Raw genomic sequence first — 18285 nt, forward strand, 5'->3', positions numbered from 1 at the left:
CGCCTGCGGCAGCACCTCGGCGGCGTCGCCGACGACGCCGAAGTCGGCGAGCTCGAAGATCGGGGCCTCGGGGTCGGTGTTGACGGCGACGATGGTCTGCGCGGCCCGCATCCCGACGGTGTGGTGCACGGCGCCGGAGACGCCGACGCCGATGTAGAGCCGCGGCGCGATGGTGGCGCCGGTCTGGCCGACCTGCGCGGAGTGCTCGCGCCAGCCCTCGTCGGTGACGTCGCGCGTGGCGCCGACCGCGCCGCCGAGCAGGGCGGCGAGCTCCTCGACGGCGGTGAAGTCCCCGTCGGTCCCGCGGCCGCCGACGACGACGGCCTGGGCCTCGGTGAGCGGGACCTCCCCGGTCCGGGGGTGGACGGTGCGCTCGACGACGGTGACCGCGCGGGCGCGCTCGGAGAAGGTCACCGGCACCGGGAGGACCTGCGGCTCGAGCGGCTGGGCCGCCGGCTCGGCGGTGACGGCCGTCGGGCGCAGCGCGATGACGGGCACGCCGCGCGTCACGGCGCAGACGGTGTCCCAGGTGGCGGCGAAGGCGGTCTTGGCGGCGGCGAGCGTGCCGTCGGGCCGCACCTGGACGCCGTCGGCGTCGACGATCGCTCCGGAGCCGAGCGCCACGGCGAGCCCCGCGGCAAGCTCCTTGCCGGCGTAGGTCGACACGAGGAGGACGGCGCGCGGCCCGGTCGCGGCGACGACGGCGGCGACGGCCTCGGTCGCGACGGGCGCGAGCTGGGGGGCGAGACCGCCGAGGTCGGGCACGTGGACGGCCGCGACGCCGAAGCGGCCGAGCTCGCGCAGCGCGGCCTCACCGGGGGCCTCGGCGCCGAGCCAGACGGCCGCGACGGGCCCGCCGTCGGCGATGCCGCGCGCCGCGGTGAGCACCTCGGCGCTCGGCGGCGTGGGCATGCCGTCCTGGTGGTCGACGACGACGAGCACGGGTGCCTGGGTCATGGTGCCTTCCTGGAGCATGGGTGGGCGGCCGTCAGACGAGCCGGGACTCGATGAGGAACTCGGCGAGCTGCCGGCCGCCGTCGCCGGAGTCGGTGACGATGCGGCCCTGCTCGCGGGCGGCGCGCGGCTCGGCGGACAGGACGGTCGTCGCCGGGGTCGCGTCGGCCAGCCCGAGGTCGGCGAGCGACCACGTGTCCACCGGTTTCTTGCGGGCGGCGCGGATGGCCTTGAACGCCGGGTAGCGCGGCTCGTTGGCCTGGTCGGTGACCGACACGAGAGCCGGGAGCGGGGACTCGAGGACCTCGACGGCGTCGCCGATGTCGCGGCGCACCCGCACCCCTCCCCCGGTGACGGACAGCTCGGTGGCCAGCGTGAGCTGGGGCAGGCCGAGCTCGGCGGCGAGCGCGGTGGGCAGCATGGAGGTGAGCCCGTCGAGGGCGGCCATGCCGGTGACGACGAGGTCGACGGGCCCCACGGCCCGGACGGCGGCGGCGAGGACGCGGGCGGTCGTGACGACGTCGGCGCCGGCGAGGGCGTCGTCGCTCACGTGGACGCCGCGGTCGGCACCCATCTGCAGGGCGCGGCGGACGGCGTCCTCGGCGTCGTCGGGGCCCATGGTGAGGGCGACGACCTCACCGCCGTGCGCCTCGACGAGGCTGACGGCGGCCTCGACGGCGTTCTCGTCCAGCTCGTTGAGGACGTCGTCCAGGCCGCGCACGGTACGGCCGTCGTCGTCCAGCGCGCGCTCGGACTGGACATCGGGGACATGCTTGACGCACACGACGATCCTCATGGGACCAGCCTGCCACCTCCGGGGGCCCGGCGCCGATCCCGCAGCCCTTCCACCCGACGATCGGCGGGTGCCGCGAGGACCTGAGCGGTGCGGCGCGGGGCTCTTGTCACTCGGCGCCGTGACTTACCGACCTCCACGTGGTGCGAGAATGGATCACCATGAGCATGACCGCTTCATCCGTTTGCACGACCCCCGCTGCCATCGCCGCCGAGCGGGTCGCCGGTCGTGCCCCCGCACTCGGGGCGCACCTGTACGGCGGCGGACTGGACGTCGCGGTGTTCGCGTCGCACGCGACCGCCGTCGACCTGTGCCTGCTCGAGGAGGACCACTCCTCCCCCACGGGCTTCAGCGAGCGCCGCCTCGCGCTGCACCGCACCGAGCACGGCGTGTGGCAGGGCCACGTGCCCGGCGTCGGCGCCGGGCAGCGGTACGGCTTCCGCGTCCACGGCCGCTGGGACCCGGCAGCCGGCCTGCGGCACAACCCGGCCAAGCTGCTCCTGGACCCGTACGCACGCGCCGTCACGGGCGGCTTCGAGCTCGCGCCCGAGGTCTACGGCCACGCCGTCGACGAGCACCTCACCCCCCTGCCCGGCCTCGAGCCGAGCACGCTTGACTCCGCCGGCCACGTGCGTCACGGGGTCGTCGTGGCGGAGCCGCCGGTCGTCCCGGCCGATGCCCGGCCGCACACCCCGTGGGAGCGCACCGTCGTCTACGAGGCGCACGTGCGCGGGCTCACCGAGCGGCTGCCCGGCGTGCCCGAGCACCTGCGCGGCACGTACGCGGGCCTGGCCCACCCGGCGACCATCGCGCACCTGCGCGAGCTGGGCGTCACGGCGGTCGAGCTGCTGCCGATCCACGCGTCGAACGACGAGCCGTTCCTCCTCGAGCGCGGGCTGAGCAACTACTGGGGCTACAACACCCTCGGCTTCTTCGCCCCCGAGCCGCGCTACGCCACCGCCGCCGCCCAGGCGCAGGGGCCCGCCGCCGTCCTCGAGGAGGTCCGCGGCATGGTGCACCTGCTCCACGAGGCGGGCCTCGAGGTCATCCTCGACGTCGTCTACAACCACACCGCCGAGGGCGGCGACGGCGGGCCGTCCCTGTCGTGGCGCGGCCTGGACAACACCCAGTACTACCTGCACGACGACGGCCGGCCGGCCCGCCTCGTCGACGTCACCGGCTGCGGCAACTCCCTGGACTTCCGCCGCGTGCGGGTCATGCAGATGACGCTGGACTCCCTGCGCTACTGGACCGAGCGGATCGGCGTCGACGGCTTCCGCTTCGACCTCGCGACGACGCTCGGGCGGCACGGCACGGAGTTCACCCCCGAGCACCCGCTCCTCGTCGCCCTCGCCACCGACCCGGTGCTCTCGCGGACCAAGCTCATCGCCGAGCCGTGGGACGTCGGCCCGGGCGGGTGGCGCACCGGCCAGTTCCCCGCCCCGATGGCGGACTGGAACGACCGCTTCCGCGACGCCGTGCGCACGTTCTGGCTCAGCGACCCCGCGACCGGCGCGGCCGGCGGGACCGGTGGGGACCTGCGCGACCTCGCCACCCGGCTCGCCGGCTCGGCGGACCTCTTCGCCCACGGCCCGCTGCCGGGCGGGCGCGGCCCGCTCGCGAGCATCAACTACGTGACGGCGCACGACGGCTTCACCGCCGCCGACCTCGTCACCTACGACCACAAGCACAACGAGGCCAACGGCGAGGACAACCGCGACGGCACCCACGACAACCGCTCGTGGAACCACGGCGTCGAGGGACCGGTGGCCCCGGGCGACGAGCGTGGCGGCCCGGGGGACGCGGCCCGGCGGGCGGGGCGCCTGCCCACGGTCCACGAGCACGGACCGCAGATCCTCCTCGACCGGCGGCGCAGCGTGCGCAACCTCATGGGCACCCTGCTCCTGTCCGCCGGGACCCCGATGATCACGGCGGGCGACGAGCTCGGCCGCAGCCAGCTGGGCAACAACAACGGCTACTGCCAGGACAACGAGATCTCCTGGGTGGACTGGCAGCTGGAGCCCTGGCAGGAGGACCTGCTCGCGACCACCCGCCACCTCCTGCGCCTGCGCCGTGAGCACCCGGTGCTACGCCCGGCGCACTTCGCGACCGGCCGGACCGCCGAGGGCGACCTCATCGCCGACCTCGCGTGGTTCCGTGCCGACGCCGAGCGGATGGACTCCGCCGCCTGGCACGACTCCCGGGCCCGGGTGCTCCAGATGCTGCGCTCCGGGCACGCCGTCGGGGACTGCGACCTGCTCCTCGTCCTCAACGGCTCCCTCACCGCCCAGGACGTCACCCTGCCCCAGGGGGCCGGCACGGACTACGCGCTCGTGTGGGACTCGGCGTGGGAGCGCCCCTCGGCCGGCGAGCCGCAGGTCCTGGCCCCGGGCTCGGTGACGACCATGGAGCCGCTGACCATGCGCGCCTACCTCGGCCGACGCTCGTGACATGACCGTGCGGGCCCACCTCAGCCGACGCCGAGACGGGCCCGCACGCCCCCCGTTAGCCCTCCGCGGAGCTCACTCCGCGAAGATCTCCCGCAGCTGGCGCTCCTCCGCGTCGCTGAGGTTGGTGTGCACGAGCTCCGGACGCAGGCCCTTCTCCGCGAACGCCTCCTTCGTCTTGTCGATGACGACGGACTCGGTGAGGAGGAACAGCGCCGAGGTGCCCTCGGTGATGGTGTCCCGCACGGACCGGATGAAGTCGTCGTCGATGCCGACGTCGGTCAGCGCGCCACCGACCGCCCCCGCCGCGGCACCGACGGCGGCCCCGAGGATGGGCACGAAGAAGAGCAGACCGAAGAGCACACCCCAGAAGGTCCCGCCCAGGGCACCGACCGCCGCCAGGTTGTGCATCTGCCGGGTCTTGGGTGCCCGCTTGCCGGGCTCCCAGTACACGACCGCCGCATCGTCCAGCGTGACGAGGCCCTGCTTCTGGAGGGAGAGGAGGAGCTCCTCCGCCTCCCTCGCTCCGTCCGGGGTGTCGAACTTCCACACGCTCAGAGTCGCCATGCTGCCCTTCCTTCCTGTCCTGGCACCCTTCCGGCACCTGAGGCCGAGTCTGCGGAGCGGGGTGAGGCGGGGCATCACCCGCCGGGGATGAGATCCCCTCCCGTGGCCGGGTCCCACCCGGGCTCCTAGACTCCGATCCATACGCCCGTTCGGGCGCCGGGGGTCGGGGATTGCCATGGTCGCGCAGGTCGAGCACAGGAGGGCACGCGACGGACTGCCGCGCGACGGCGTCGTCCGCCAGCGGTGCCTGACCGCGCTCCAGGACTCCGTCGCCCGCCACCGCGTCACCGTCATCTCCGCGCCGGCGGGTTACGGCAAGACCACCCTCCTGCAGCACTGGACCCGCGTGTCCGGAGCGGTGGTCGCCGGCCCGGAGCACATGGCCGCGCTCCTCGACGAGCCGGGGCCGGACGTGGAGGCCGCAGGTGGGCGCCCGTCGGCCCGGTGGCGCGGCGCGGTCCGTGCGGCGCGGCGCAACGGCGTCGTCGTGCTCGACGACGCCGACGAGTACGCGCCCGAGGCCGTGCGGCGGGCCGCCCACGCGCTCGAGGGGGTGCGGCTCGTGCTCGCCACCCGCCGTCCGCCTCCCGCCACGGCCCACCGGCTGCGCGTGGCCGGCGAGCTCACCGTCCTCGGCGCCGCCGACCTCGCCTACACCGCCGAGGAGGTCCAGGTGCTGACCGCGGCGTGGGGCATCGCCGGCGTCGACCGCGCTGCCGCCCAGCAGCTCGTGTCCCTCACCGGCGGCTGGCCGGTCGCCGTGCGCCTGGGGCTCCTCGCGGTCGACCGCACCCGGGAGGTCTCCACCCAGCTGCGCGCGCTGCGCGCCGCCGACATCGACATCGGGGACTACTTCCTCGAGGAGGTCCTGCGTCCGCTGGAGCCCTCGCTCGCCACCTTCGTCCTGCGCGCGACGACCGACGACGCCATCACCCCCGCCCTCGCCGACGTCCTCGCCCCCGGCGGCGCGACGATGCTGCAGCAGTGCGCGGCGAACGGCCTGCCGCTCACCCCTGACGGCGAGGGCTACCGCTGGAACCCGCTCTTCGCGGCCCACTGCCGGTCGGTGGCCGCCCGGCGTGAGCCCGCGCTGTCCTCCCTGCTCCACCGCCGCGTGGCCCTGCGCCAGGCCCCGGCGGACCCGCTCGCGGCCGCCGAGCATGCGCTCCAGGGGCACGACCCCGGGCTCGCCGGCTCCGTGCTCGCCCGCCGCTGGCCCGACGTCCTGCTCACCGAGCACGCCGACGCCCTCCTTCGCCTCTCCGAGAGGCTCGCCGCCCAGGAGGCCCCCGACCTCGCCTTCGCCCGCGACGTCGTCGACGCCCTCGTCCGCGGTCCTGTCCTCGCCCCGGGGTCGACGCTGCCGCTGCGCGTCGCGACCGCGGTGGCCGTCCTCCTCACCACCACGGAGGCCGCGGAGCTCGCGCGCGCCGAGCCCGTCGTGCGCGAGCACGTGGGGACCGTGGGTGAGGCCGGGGCCACGCGCGCCTTCCTCCTGTTCACCCTCGGGTGCGTCGCCCTCGAGCGCCAGACCGAGCCGGACCGGGCCGCGGACCTCCTCCACGAGGCGTCCGTCCTCGCCGCCGACGCCGGCCTGCCGGTGCTCGCCTCGGCCTGCCGCGCGCACCGCTCCCTCCAGCTCGCCGTCCTCGGCGTCGTGAGGGCTGCCGACAGCACGGCGAGCACCGCGCTCGAGACGGCGACCGCTGCCGGGGCCGCGCACACCGTGGCTCTCGCCCCGGCCCACCTCGCCCGGGCGGTCGTCGCGCTGTGGCAAGGGCGCACCCGCGACGTCGCCGCCCTGCTCGAGGAGCTGCCGGCCGGCCCGCGCCACGCCCGCTACGCCCCGGTCCGGCACCTCGCCCACGCCCTGCGGGCCACCGCCGACCTCGTGGACGGCGTGCCCGGGGCGGCGCGACGGCTCGAGGACGTGCGCTCCGGCGGCGGCGAGCTGCCGCGCCTGTGGCACGAGCTCCTCACGGTGCTCGACCTCGTCGGTGAGTCCCTGTCGGTGGGCGCCGCCCGTCCGGCCCCGGCGGACGGGCCCGTCGCCCTCGCCTGGGTGGCGACGGCGTTCGCCGAGGCCGGCAGCCGCGGGCCGGCCCGCGAGGCGCTCGACCGGCTCGGCCCGCGGCCCGCGGGCGTGGTCGTGCGCATCCGGCGCGCCCTCACCGAGGCGCTGCTCGCCGACCAGGGTGGTGATCCCGGGCTGGCCCACGCCACCCTCGAGGAGGCCCTCGTCGACGCCGCCGCAGACGGTGCCGTGCTGCCGTTGCTGCCTGCCGGGGAGGCGGGCCGCCGGCTCCTCACGAAGCACCTGGCGTGGGGCACGGCGCACGGGGAGACCGTGCGCCGGGTCCTGGACGCCGGGGAGCACGAGCGCCAGGAGCCCGCCGAGGCGCTCACCCCGCGCGAGCAGGAGATCCTCGCGTACCTCGCGGTCGGCCTGTCGCGCCAGGAGATCGCCGACTCCCTGGTCCTGTCGGTCAACACCGTCAAGACCCACCAGCGGGCCATCTACCGCAAGCTCGCCGTCCCGGGGTGGCGCGGCGCCGTCCGGGAGGCCACCGCCCGCGGGCTGCTCCCCTGACCCCGCGCGCCCCCGCCCTGCCCGGCGGACAATGGCGCGATGGAGCGCCTCAGCGGTGAGGCCCGCGACCGCGTGCGGGCGAGCAGCCTCACGCTCGTCGGCGTGCTCACCCTCGTGCTCGTCGCCGCCGGCATCTACGCCGGGCTCACCGGCGGGCAGCCCGTCGGCGTCGCACCGAGCGAGGTCCTCGCCGTGTCCGCCGACGGCCGCACGGCCACCGTCGCCGTCGAGGTCGGCGGGTGCGAGCGGCTGCAGGGCGTGGACGTCGAGGCCGGCGCCGACGTCGTCGTGCTCATCGCGCGGGTCGTGCAGGACGAGCCGGGCACCGACGGCGCGTGCGAGGACGTCGCGCGCCTCGCCCGCCGCACGGTCGTGCTCGACGAGCCGCTCGCCGGCCGGGCGCTGCGCACGGCCACCCCCTGAACGCCCCTGAACGCCACGACGCCCCCGCCCGCACGAGGCGGACGGGGGCGTCGGGGAGCCGGGCCTAGGCCTGGGCGGCGCTCACCAGCGCGAGCTCGGCGGTGCCGGCGATGAGCTCGTGCACCGGCACGATGCGCACCGAGTAGCCGAACGAGCCGGAGAACTCGAGCTCGACCTCGCCGTGGTAGCCGTAGCGGCCACCCTCGTAGGTCTCGACCAGCTGGAGCGGCCGGGTGGCGACGTCGACGAGCGTGTCGTCCTCGTCCACCCGCCCGGTGACGAGCTGGACCTCGACGTCCTGCGGGCGCAGGCCGTCGAGGGTGACGTAGGCGCTGACGCCGACGACGTCACCGACCTTGACGACGTCCGCCACGCCCGTGGACTCGACGTGGTCGACGCGGACGCCGTGCCACGCCTCGCGCACCTGCGCCTTCCACTCGGCCAGGGCGGTCGCACCCGCGTAGCCGGCACCGTTGAGGGTGCGGTAGGAGCCGGCGACCGGCGTGTAGAGCCGCTCGACGTACTCGCGGACCATGCGGGTGGCCTGCACCTTCGGGCCGAGCGTGGCGAGGGTGTGGCGGACCATCTCGAGCCAGTGCTGCGGGATGCCGTTCTCGTCACGGTCGTAGAACCGCGGCACGACGGTGTCCTCGAGGAGCTCGTAGAGCGCGGCGGCCTCGAGCGCGTCGCGGCGCTGGTGGTCCTCCACGCCGTCGGCCGTGGGGATCGCCCAGCCGTTGCGGCCGTCGAACCACTCGTCCCACCAGCCGTCGAGGATCGAGAGGTTGAGCGCGCCGTTGAGCGCGCACTTCATGCCGGAGGTGCCGGACGCCTCGAGCGGGCGCAGCGGGTTGTTCAGCCACACGTCACAGCCCGGCATGAGGGTCTGGGCCATCTCGATGTCGTAGTTCGGCAGGAAGACGATCCGGTCGCGCACGCCCTCCTCGTCGGCGAAGCTCACGAGCTTCTGGATGAGCCCGATGCCCTGCTCGTCGGCGGGGTGGGACTTGCCGGCGACGAGGATCTGGATCGGCCGCTCGGGGTCGGTGAGCAGCTTCCGCAGGCGCTCGGGGTCCGAGAGCATGAGCGTGAGCCGCTTGTAGGTCGGCACGCGGCGGGCGAAGCCGATGGTGAGGACGTCGGGGTCCAGGACGTCGTCGACCCAGCCGAGCTCGGCGGGCGAGGCGCCCCGGTCGAGCCACGACTTGCGCACGCGGCGGCGCGCGGACCTCACGAGCGCAGCGCGCAGCGTGCGGCGGGTGGCCCACAGCTCGGCGTCGGGGACGCCGCCCTGCTCGGCCGGCAGCAGCCAGCCCTCGCCGCCGGCGATCTGCTCGGGGGTGAGGTGGGACTCGGCCATCGCCGTGAAGGCCGGGTCGGTCCACGTCGGGCCGTGCACGCCGTTGGTGATCGAGGTGATCGGCACCTCGCTGACGTCGAAGCCGGGCCACAGCTGGTGGAACATGCCGCGGGAGACCTGGCCGTGCAGCTTGGCCACGCCGTTGGCCAGGCGTGCGGTACGCAGGCCCATGACGGCCATGTTGTAGACCGACAGGTCCCCGCCCTCGAAGTCCTCGGTGCCGAGGGCGAGGATCTTGTCGACCGGCACGCCGGGCAGCTCGGCCGAGCCGCTGAAGTACTCGCGGACGAGGTCGCGGGAGAAGCGGTCGATGCCGGCGGGGACCGGGGTGTGGGTGGTGAAGACGGTGCCGGCGCGGACGGCCTCGAGGGCCGCCTCGAAGCTCAGGCCCTCGGCGGTGACGAGCTCACGGATGCGCTCGATGGCGAGGAAGCCGGCGTGGCCCTCGTTGGCGTGGTAGACCTGCGGCGTCGGGCCGCCGGTGAGGCGGGCGTGCAGGCGCAGTGCCTTGACACCGCCCATGCCGAGGAGGAGCTCCTGCTTGAGCCGGTGCTCCGCGGAGCCGCCGTAGAGGCGGTCGGTGACCTTGCGGGTCACGTCGTCGTTCTCGGTGACGTTGGAGTCGAGGAGGAGGAGGGGCACGCGGCCGACGTCGGCCCGCCACACCTGGGCGTGCAGCTGCCGGCCGCCGGGCAGCGACAGGCTCACCCGGGCCGGGGTGCCGTCGGCCTCGCGCAGCAGCGTGAGCGGGAGGTTGTCCGGGTCGAGCAGCGGGTAGGTCTCGTGCTGCCAGCCCTCGCGGGTGAGGGACTGCTTGAAGTACCCGGCGCCGTAGAGCAGGCCGACGCCGATGATCGGCACCCCGAGGTCGGAGGCGGACTTCAGGTGGTCGCCGGCGAGGATGCCCAGGCCACCGGAGTACTGCGGCAGGACGGCGGTGATGCCGAACTCCGCGGAGAAGTAGGCGATGGCGTCGGGCTTGTCGGGGGCGTCGTACTGCTGGAACCAGCGGGGCTGCTCGAGGTAGTCGCGCAGGTCGGCGTCGAGCTCCCGGACCCGGGCGACGAGCGCCTCGTCCCGCGCGAGCTCCTCCAGGCGCGTCTTGCCGAGCGCGCCGAGGAGCTTGATCGGGTCACCGTGCACCTCCGCCCACCGTTCTGGGTCGAGCGACTCGAAGAGCGCCCGGGTGGGCTCGTGCCACGAGAACCGCAGGTTCTGGGCGAGGGTGTCCAGCGGAGCGAGGGGCTCGGGAAGGACCGTGCGGACGGTGAATCGGCGGATTGCTCTCACCTTTGCGAGTGTAGACCGAACGGCCGGAAAATTTTCATGCGCTTACGGTTCCGTTGCAGGACGGGTCGCCCGCACGCCTCGAACCGGGACAAACGGGCCGCCGGCGGCCGCTCGCCGGTGCTGCGGTCGACCTCGGCCCGTCGCGTCGATAGGTTCGTGCCGTGAGCCCAGCACGCACGACACCCTCCCGTCCGTCGCCGGCCCCGAGCCCGCTCGCGGCTTCCGGCGAGCCACCCCGCCCGGCGTCCCCGACGCCCATCGGCCGCATCCCCGTCATCGAGGTCTCCCCCGTCGTCGAGGGGGGCCGCTGGCCAGCGAAGGCCGTGAGCGGGGAGGCCGTCCGCGTCCGGGCGACCGTCTTCCGCGAGGGGCACGACGCCGTCGCGGCCACCGCCGTGCTCGTCCGCCCCGACGGCACGGACCACACCGCCGTGACGATGACCCCGGTCGACCCCGGCCTGGACCACATGGAGGCCTGGCTGGTCCCCGACAGCGAGGGCGACTGGTCCTTCCGCGTCGAGGGCTGGTCCGACCCGTACGGCACGTGGCTGCACGACGCGCCGCTCAAGGTCGACGCCGGCGTCGACGTCGAGCTCATGCTCACCGAGGGCGCGCTGCTCCTCGAGCGGGCGGCCGCGCGGGCGGACCTGCCCCCCGGGGACGTCGCCGTCCTCACCGACGCCGTCGCCGGCCTGCGCGACGCGAGCCGCCCCGCCCCGGCACGGCTGGTGGCGGGCACCTCCCCGGAGGTGCGCGCGGTGCTCGCCGCCCACCCCGTGCGCGAGTACGTGACGCCCAGCGCCACCTACCGGCTGCGCGTCGACCGCCCGCTCGCCCTCACCGGCTCCTGGTACGAGTTCTTCCCCCGCTCCGAGGGGGCGTACTTCGACCAGGAGTCCGGCAGCTGGGTCTCCGGGACGCTGCGCACCGCCGCCGAGCGGCTGCCGGCGATCGCCGAGATGGGCTTCGACGTCGTCTACCTCACCCCGGTCCACCCGATCGGCACGACGAACCGCAAGGGCCGCAACAACACCCTCACCGCCGAGCCCGGGGACCCGGGCTCGCCCTACGGCATCGGCGCCCCCGAGGGCGGCCACGACGCCATCCACCCCGAGCTCGGCACCTTCGCCGACTTCGACGCGTTCGTCGCCCGCGCGCGCTCGCTCGGGATGGAGGTGGCCCTCGACATCGCGCTGCAGGCCTCCCCCGACCACCCCTGGGTCACCGAGCACCCCGAGTGGTTCACCCGGCGCGCCGACGGGACGATCGCCTACGCGGAGAACCCGCCGAAGAAGTACCAGGACATCTACCCGCTGAACTTCGACAACGACCCCGAGGGCATCTACCAGGCCGTGCGGGACATGCTCCAGGTGTGGATCGACCACGGCGTCACCGCCTTCCGCGTGGACAACCCGCACACCAAGCCGCTGAGCTTCTGGGAGCGCATCCTCACCGACGTGCGCGCCTCCCACCCCGAGGTCGTCTTCCTGTCCGAGGCGTTCACCCGGCCGGCGATGATGCGCACCCTCGCGGCGATCGGCTTCCACCAGTCCTACACGTACTTCACCTGGCGCACGACGAAGAAGGAGGTCGGGTCCTACCTCCTGGAGGTGTCGAACGAGACCTCCGACGTCCTGCGCCCGAGCTTCTGGCCGACGACGCACGACATCCTCACGCCCTACATGCAGACCGGAGGGGCTGCCGCCTTCGCCATCCGCGCGGTGCTCGCCGCCACCGGCTCGCCGACGTGGGGGATCTACTCCGGCTACGAGCTCGTCGAGAACGTGGCCCGCCCCGGCGCCGAGGAGCAGATCGACAACGAGAAGTACGAGTTCAAGCCGCGTGACTGGGCCCGCGCGCAGGAGACCGGCATCGCCGCGCTCCTCACCGCCCTCAACGGGATCCGCCGGGGCCACCCGGCCCTCCAGCGGCTGCGCGGCCTCACGGTCCACCCGACCTCCGACGACGCGACGATCTGCTTCTCGCGGCACCTGCCCGCCCACCTGTCCCCCACGGGCCAGGACGACACGGTCGTCGTCGTCCTCAACCTCGACCCGTTCAGCACGCGGGAGGGCACCATCGAGCTCGACCTGTCCGCGCTCGGCCTGCCCGAGCCCTCCCAGGGCAGCGACCCCGGCACCCCGCTCCTCACGGCGCGCGACGAGCTCTCCGGGCAGACCTTCCTCTGGGGCCGCACCCCCTACGTCCGGCTCGACCCGAACCACAACTGCGCGCACGTGCTGGCGGTGAAGCCGCTGTGAGCCCCACGAACCCCGCACGCTCCCTGGCCGCCCGCACCGACCCGATCCCGCGCCTGGGACAGGGCGAGCGCCCCGGACTCACGCCCGACCCGGACTGGTACCGCACCGCGGTGTTCTACGAGGTGCTCCTGCGCGCCTTCGGCGACTCCGACGGCTCGGGCACGGGTGACCTGCGCGGCCTCATCGACCGTCTCGACTACCTCCAGTGGCTCGGCGTCGACTGCCTGTGGATCCCGCCGTTCTACCCCTCGCCGCTGCGCGACGGCGGGTACGACGTCTCGGACTACACGGCCGTGGCCTCCGAGTACGGGAGCATCGAGGACTTCCAGGAGCTGCTCGTCGAGGCCCACGCCCGCGGCCTGCGGGTCATCATCGACCTCGTCATGAACCACACGAGCGACCAGCACCCGTGGTTCCAGGCCTCCCGCTCCATGCCCGACGGGCCCTACGGCGACTTCTACGTGTGGAGCGACGACAACACGAAGTACTCCGACGCCCGGATCATCTTCGTCGACACCGAGACGTCGAACTGGTCCTTCGACCCGGTGCGGCGTCAGTACTACTGGCACCGGTTCTTCTCCCACCAGCCCGACCTCAACTTCGAGAACCCCAAGGTCGTCGAGGCGATGCACGACGTCGTGCGGTTCTGGTGCCGGCTGGGCGTGGACGGCTTCCGGCTCGACGCCGTGCCCTACCTCTTCGAGGAGGAGGGCACGAACTGCGAGAACCTGCCCCGCACCCACGAGTTCATCCGTGAGGTGCGGGCGATGGTCGACCGGGAGTTCCCGGGCACCGTCATCCTCGCCGAGGCCAACCAGTGGCCCGAGGACGTCGTGGAGTACTACGGCACCGACGAGTCCCCCGAGTGCCACATGTGCTTCCACTTCCCCGTGATGCCGCGCATCTTCTACGCGCTTCGCGAGCAGCGCTCCCACGCGATCCGCGACATCCTCGCCGACACCCCCGACATCCCGCAGGGCGCGCAGTGGGCGACGTTCCTGCGCAACCACGACGAGCTCACCCTCGAGATGGTCTCCACCGAGGAGCGCGCGGCGATGTACGGCTGGTACGCCGAGGACCCGCGGATGCGGGCCAACGTCGGCATCCGGCGCCGGCTCTCGCCGCTGCTGGGCAACTCCCGCAAGGAGATCGAGCTCGCGCACGCGCTGCTCCTGTCCCTGCCCGGCAGCCCGTACCTCTACTACGGCGACGAGATCGGGATGGGCGACAACATCTGGCTGCCCGACCGCGACGCGGTCCGCACGCCGATGCAGTGGTCCCCCGACCGCAACGCCGGCTTCTCCACCGCCGACCCGGGCAAGCTCTACCTGCCGCTCGTCCAGTCGCTCGTCAACCACTACCAGGCGGTCAACGTCGAGGCGCAGTACGCGACACCGACCTCCCTGCTCCACTGGGTCCGCGGCATCCTCGAGGTGCGGCGCAAGCACCCGGTGTTCGGCACGGGGTCCTTCCGCGTCCTGGACACCGACAACGACGCGGTCCTCGCCTACCTGCGGCAGAACGAGGACGAGGCGCTGCTGTGCGTCATGAATCTCGCCAACACCCCGCGGGCCGCGCGCATCGAGGCCCCCGGGTTCGGCGGGCGGCGACTCACCGACATCTTCGGCGGTGCCGTCTTCCCCGACGTCGACCCCTCCGGCTCGGTGACGATCACCCTCGGCTCGCGCGACTTCTTCTGGCTGCGTCTGGAGCAGGCGGCGCTGCCCGCCGCGCCGGTGGACCCGGCCACCGCGCCGTCGGCCGAGCCGGCCGAGGCCCCCGAGCCGGTCACCGTCGCCGCCCAGCTGCCGGCGGCCCCGCCCAGGGGGACCTGATGGCGACGATGACGCCGTCCTTCGACCAGTTCCTCCCCGAGTGGGTCGCCCGGCAGCGCTGGTACACCGCCAAGGGGAGCGCACCGCAGCTGCGGCGCGTCGGAGGGCTGCGCTACCAGGACCCCGACGGCGAGGTCGGCATCGACACGTGGCTGCTGCGCGACGACTCCGGGCCCGAGCCGGTGCTCTACCAGGTGCCGCTCACCTACCGCGGCGCGCCGGTGCCCGGGCTCGAGCACGCGCTCGTGGCCGAGGCGGAGCACTCCGAGCTCGGCCGGCGGTGGGTCTACGACGCGTGCCACGACCCGGTCGGTGCCCGCGTCCTGCTCGACACCATCGTCGAGGAGCGGGCGGTGGACTCCGACGCCGGGGCCGCCCACGGCCACGCGACCGGCCATCGCGCCGGGGGTCCCGGCGCGATGGGCGCCCACACCCGCGGCGAGCAGGTGCGCGTGCTCACCGGGGAGCAGTCGAACACCTCGATCATCCTCGAGGGCGAGGACGGCCCGCCGGTCATCTGCAAGGTCTTCCGCGTCATCGGCCAGGGACGCAACCCCGACGTCGTCGTCCAGGAGGCGCTGGCCGACGCCGGCAGCACCCGGGTGCCGGCCCCGCTCGGTGACCTCTCCTGCACGTGGACCGGTCCCTCCGGGGAGGAGCAGCAGGGTCACCTCGCCTTCGCCCAGGAGTTCCTCCCGGGCGTCGAGGACGCCTGGCGGGTCGCCGTCCGGGCCGCCGTCGCCGGCCAGCGGTTCGCCGCGGGCGACCTCGGTGCCGCCGTCGCCTCCGTCCACCGCGACCTCGCGGCCGCGTTCCCCGTCCACGAGGCGACCGCGCCGGTACGCACCCGGCTGCGCTCGACGTGGGACGACCGGACGACCGCCGCGCTGCTCGCGGTGCCCGACCTCGAGGAGCTGCGCGAGGCTGTCGGCGCCGTCTACGCCCGCGCCGAGGCGGCCCCGTGGCCCGCCCTCCAGCGCATCCACGGCGACCTCCACCTCGGCCAGGTCATCGAGGCACCCGGGCGCGGCTGGCTGCTGCTCGACTTCGAGGGCGAGCCGCTGCGGCCGGTGCCCGAGCGCACCGCCCCGGACCTCGCCCTGCGCGACGTCGCCGGCATGCTGCGCTCGCTCGACTACGCGGCCGGTGCCGCGCGCCGCCAGCACGGCGCCGACGTCGCCGAGGAGTGGGTGTCCGCCGCCCGGGCGGACTTCCTGGACGGGTACGCCCGTGAGACCGGCCACGACCCGCGCGAGCACGCCGAGCTGCTGGCTGCCCTCGAGCTGGACAAGGCGCTGTACGAGGCGGTCTACGAGGTGCGCAACCGGCCCGACTGGCTGCCGATCCCCCTCACGGCGGTCCGGCGGCTGCTCGGCGCCACCACCTAGGATTCACGCGGCGGGACCAGGGCCCTGATGGAAGAGTGGAGAACATGACGAAGAACGACGAGCGACCCGTGCATGCCCCCGGCGTGCCCACGCCGCAGCCCCCGCGACCGGCCCCCCTGCCGGTCGACAGCGGGGTGCTCCGCGCGGTGAGCACCGGCCTGCACCATCAGCCCCACGACGTGCTCGGCGGCCACGTCGGCGAGGACGGCGTGACGATCCGCGTCCTGCGCCCGCTCGCCGACGCCGTCGTCCTCGTCACCCCGGAGGGCCGCCAGTCCTTCGACCACGAGTACGAGGGCATCTGGGTGACCACCCTGCCCGGCTCCCACGTGCCCGACTACCGGGTCGAGGTCCGCTACGGCCCCGACACCCACCTCACCGACGACCCCTACCGGTTCCTGCCCACCCTGGGCGACCTCGACCTCCACCTCATCGCCGAGGGCCGGCACGAGGAGCTGTGGACCGTGCTCGGCGCGCACGTGCGCCGCTACCTCTCCCCGCTCGGCGAGGTCACCGGCACGTCCTTCGCCGTCTGGGCCCCCAACGCGCGGGCCGTGCGGGTCAAGGGCGACTTCAACTCCTGGGACGGGCGTCAGACGGCGATGCGCTCGCTCGGCTCCTCGGGTGTGTGGGAGATCTTCGTTCCCGGCGTCTCGTCCGGCGCCCGCTACAAGTTCGAGATCCAGCACCGCGACGGGTCGTGGCACGAGAAGGCCGACCCGATGGCCCGCGCCACCGAGCACCCCCCGGCGACGGCGTCGGTCGTCACCGAGTCGCAGTACGAGTGGGGCGACGCGCAGTGGCTGGAGCGGCGCGCCGCGACCGACCCGCACCAGGGCCCGATGAGCGTCTACGAGGTCCACCTGGCCTCCTGGCGTCCCGGCCTGAGCTACCGCGACCTCGCCGTCGACCTCGTCGACTACGTCGCCGGGCTCGGGTTCACCCACGTGGAGTTCATGCCCGTGGCCGAGCACCCGTTCGGCGGGTCGTGGGGCTACCAGGTGACCTCCTACTACGCCCCGACCTCGCGGCTCGGCGGCCCGGACGACTTCCGCTACCTCGTCGACGCGTTCCACCAGGCCGGCATCGGCGTCATCATGGACTGGGTCCCGGCCCACTTCCCCAAGGACTCCTGGGCGCTGGCCCGGTTCGACGGCACCGCGCTGTACGAGGACCCGGACCCGCTGCGCGGCGAGCACCCCGACTGGGGCACGCTGATCTTCAACTACGGGCGCCGCGAGGTGCGCAACTTCCTCGTCGCCAACGCCCTGTACTGGCTCGAGGAGTTCCACATCGACGGCCTGCGGGTCGACGCCGTCGCCTCGATGCTCTACCTCGACTACTCGCGCGAGCCCGGCCAGTGGCGGCCCAACGAGCACGGCGGGCGGGAGAACCTCGACGCGATCAGCTTCCTCCAGGAGACCAACGCGACCGCCTACCGGCGCGTGCCCGGCATCGTCATGATCGCCGAGGAGTCCACCGCGTGGCCGGGCGTGAGCGCGCCGACGAGCCACGGCGGCCTGGGCTTCGGGCTCAAGTGGAACATGGGCTGGATGAACGACACCCTGCAGTACCTCGCAGAGGAGCCGATCAACCGGCGCTACCACCACGGGGAGCTCACCTTCTCCCTCGTCTACGCGTTCTCCGAGCAGTTCGTGCTGCCGCTGAGCCACGACGAGGTCGTCCACGGCAAGGGCTCGCTCCTGCGCAAGATGCCCGGCGACCGCTGGCAGCAGCTCGCCGGGGTGCGCTCGCTGCTCGCCTACCAGTGGTCCCACCCGGGCAAGCAGCTGCTCTTCATGGGCGGGGAGTTCGCCCAGGAGGAGGAGTGGGCCGAGGCCCGCGGCCTGGACTGGTACCTGCTCGACAACCCGGCGCACGCGGGCATCGCGGACCTCGTCCGCCGGCTCAACGACGTCTACCAGGCGCACCCCGCGCTGTTCGCCGACGACTTCACCCCCGCCGGGTTCCAGTGGATCGAGGCGGGCGACGGCGACCACAACGTCATCAGCTACCTGCGCACCGACCCGACCGGGCGCGGCCGCGACGTCGCGTGCGTCATCAACTTCGCCGGCGTGCCGCACGAGGGCTACCGGGTCGGCCTGCCGCAGGCAGGCGCCTGGGTCGAGCTGCTCAACACCGACGGCGAGGAGTACGGCGGCTCGGGCGTGGGCAACCTCGGCGTCGTCCACGCCGAGGAGCTGCCGTGGAACGGCCGGCCGGCCTCGGCCCGCCTGCGCGTGCCCCCGCTCGGCGCCCTCTTCCTCACCCCGGCGGAGTAACCCCGCGGAGCAGTCCCGGGCACCCCGCCCCTGACCGCCGAGAGCTGGATCGTGCACGGTGCACGATCCAGCTCTCGGCGGTTGTGGGGTGCCCC

At 74.1% G+C, this 18285-nt stretch carries 11 protein-coding genes; 7 read left to right on the forward strand and 4 right to left on the reverse strand.

Annotation, left to right across the window (positions count from 1 at the left end; all coding sequences use genetic code 11):
* Together FHE66_RS02860 and FHE66_RS02865 are read right to left on the reverse strand one after the other, a co-directional pair.
* The coding region (locus tag FHE66_RS02860; RefSeq protein ID WP_139071495.1) for an electron transfer flavoprotein subunit alpha/FixB family protein at positions 1 to 957 on the reverse strand (957 nt) is incomplete at its 3' end.
* 31 nt (positions 958 to 988) lie between these two features.
* Positions 989 to 1750 carry an electron transfer flavoprotein subunit beta/FixA family protein gene (locus tag FHE66_RS02865; protein ID WP_139071478.1) on the reverse strand — a complete coding sequence of 254 codons (762 nt, stop codon included), beginning with the start codon at positions 1748 to 1750 and terminating at the stop codon, positions 989 to 991.
* A 164-nt stretch (positions 1751 to 1914) separates the two neighbouring features.
* Between FHE66_RS02865 and glgX the strand changes: the two genes are divergently transcribed.
* Positions 1915 to 4197: a glycogen debranching protein GlgX gene (gene glgX, locus FHE66_RS02870; RefSeq protein WP_218013591.1), complete on the forward strand. Its 2283-nt coding sequence runs from the start codon at positions 1915 to 1917 to the stop codon at positions 4195 to 4197.
* Between the two features lie 72 nt (positions 4198 to 4269).
* Here glgX and FHE66_RS02875 read toward each other — a convergent pair whose 3' ends face one another.
* Positions 4270 to 4761 (reverse strand): DUF1269 domain-containing protein, encoded by a 492-nt coding sequence (locus tag FHE66_RS02875; protein ID WP_139071480.1) that lies wholly within the window; start codon positions 4759 to 4761, stop codon positions 4270 to 4272.
* Between the two features lie 175 nt (positions 4762 to 4936).
* Between FHE66_RS02875 and FHE66_RS02880 the strand changes: the two genes are divergently transcribed.
* A complete protein-coding gene (locus FHE66_RS02880; RefSeq protein WP_139071481.1) occupies positions 4937 to 7351 on the forward strand; it encodes a LuxR C-terminal-related transcriptional regulator in 2415 nt (804 codons plus the stop codon).
* 39 nt (positions 7352 to 7390) lie between these two features.
* A complete protein-coding gene (locus FHE66_RS15300) occupies positions 7391 to 7774 on the forward strand; it encodes a hypothetical protein (RefSeq protein ID WP_176554617.1) in 384 nt (127 codons plus the stop codon).
* 64 nt (positions 7775 to 7838) lie between these two features.
* Here the strand turns inward: FHE66_RS15300 and glgP are convergent, their stop codons facing one another.
* Positions 7839 to 10424 carry an alpha-glucan family phosphorylase gene (gene glgP / locus FHE66_RS02890; RefSeq protein WP_139071482.1) on the reverse strand — a complete coding sequence of 862 codons (2586 nt, stop codon included), beginning with the start codon at positions 10422 to 10424 and terminating at the stop codon, positions 7839 to 7841.
* 161 nt (positions 10425 to 10585) lie between these two features.
* On the opposite strand from glgP, the gene FHE66_RS02895 reads away from it, so the two are divergent.
* Genes FHE66_RS02895 through glgB form a run of 4 tightly spaced genes read left to right on the forward strand, consistent with a single transcriptional unit; the run spans position 10586 to position 18190 of the window.
* Positions 10586 to 12685: an alpha-1,4-glucan--maltose-1-phosphate maltosyltransferase gene (locus FHE66_RS02895; protein WP_139071483.1), complete on the forward strand. Its 2100-nt coding sequence runs from the start codon at positions 10586 to 10588 to the stop codon at positions 12683 to 12685.
* 44 nt (positions 12686 to 12729) lie between these two features.
* Positions 12730 to 14520: a maltose alpha-D-glucosyltransferase gene (treS, locus tag FHE66_RS02900; protein WP_255303585.1), complete on the forward strand. Its 1791-nt coding sequence runs from the start codon at positions 12730 to 12732 to the stop codon at positions 14518 to 14520.
* Positions 14520 to 15908, forward strand: coding sequence for a phosphotransferase (locus tag FHE66_RS02905; RefSeq protein WP_139071484.1), 1389 nt, complete (start codon positions 14520 to 14522; stop codon positions 15906 to 15908). Before treS ends, FHE66_RS02905 begins: the two co-directional genes overlap by 1 nt.
* A 44-nt stretch (positions 15909 to 15952) precedes the next feature.
* Positions 15953 to 18190, forward strand: a complete 2238-nt coding sequence (glgB, locus tag FHE66_RS02910) for a 1,4-alpha-glucan branching protein GlgB (RefSeq protein WP_139071485.1) — start codon at positions 15953 to 15955, stop codon at positions 18188 to 18190.
* Positions 18191 to 18285: the final 95 nt, after the last annotated feature.

Origin of the sequence: Georgenia sp. 311, from assembly GCF_006151955.1 — a bacterium.
In the GTDB taxonomy this organism is placed as follows: Bacteria; Actinomycetota; Actinomycetes; order Actinomycetales; family Actinomycetaceae; genus Oceanitalea; species Oceanitalea wutianyii.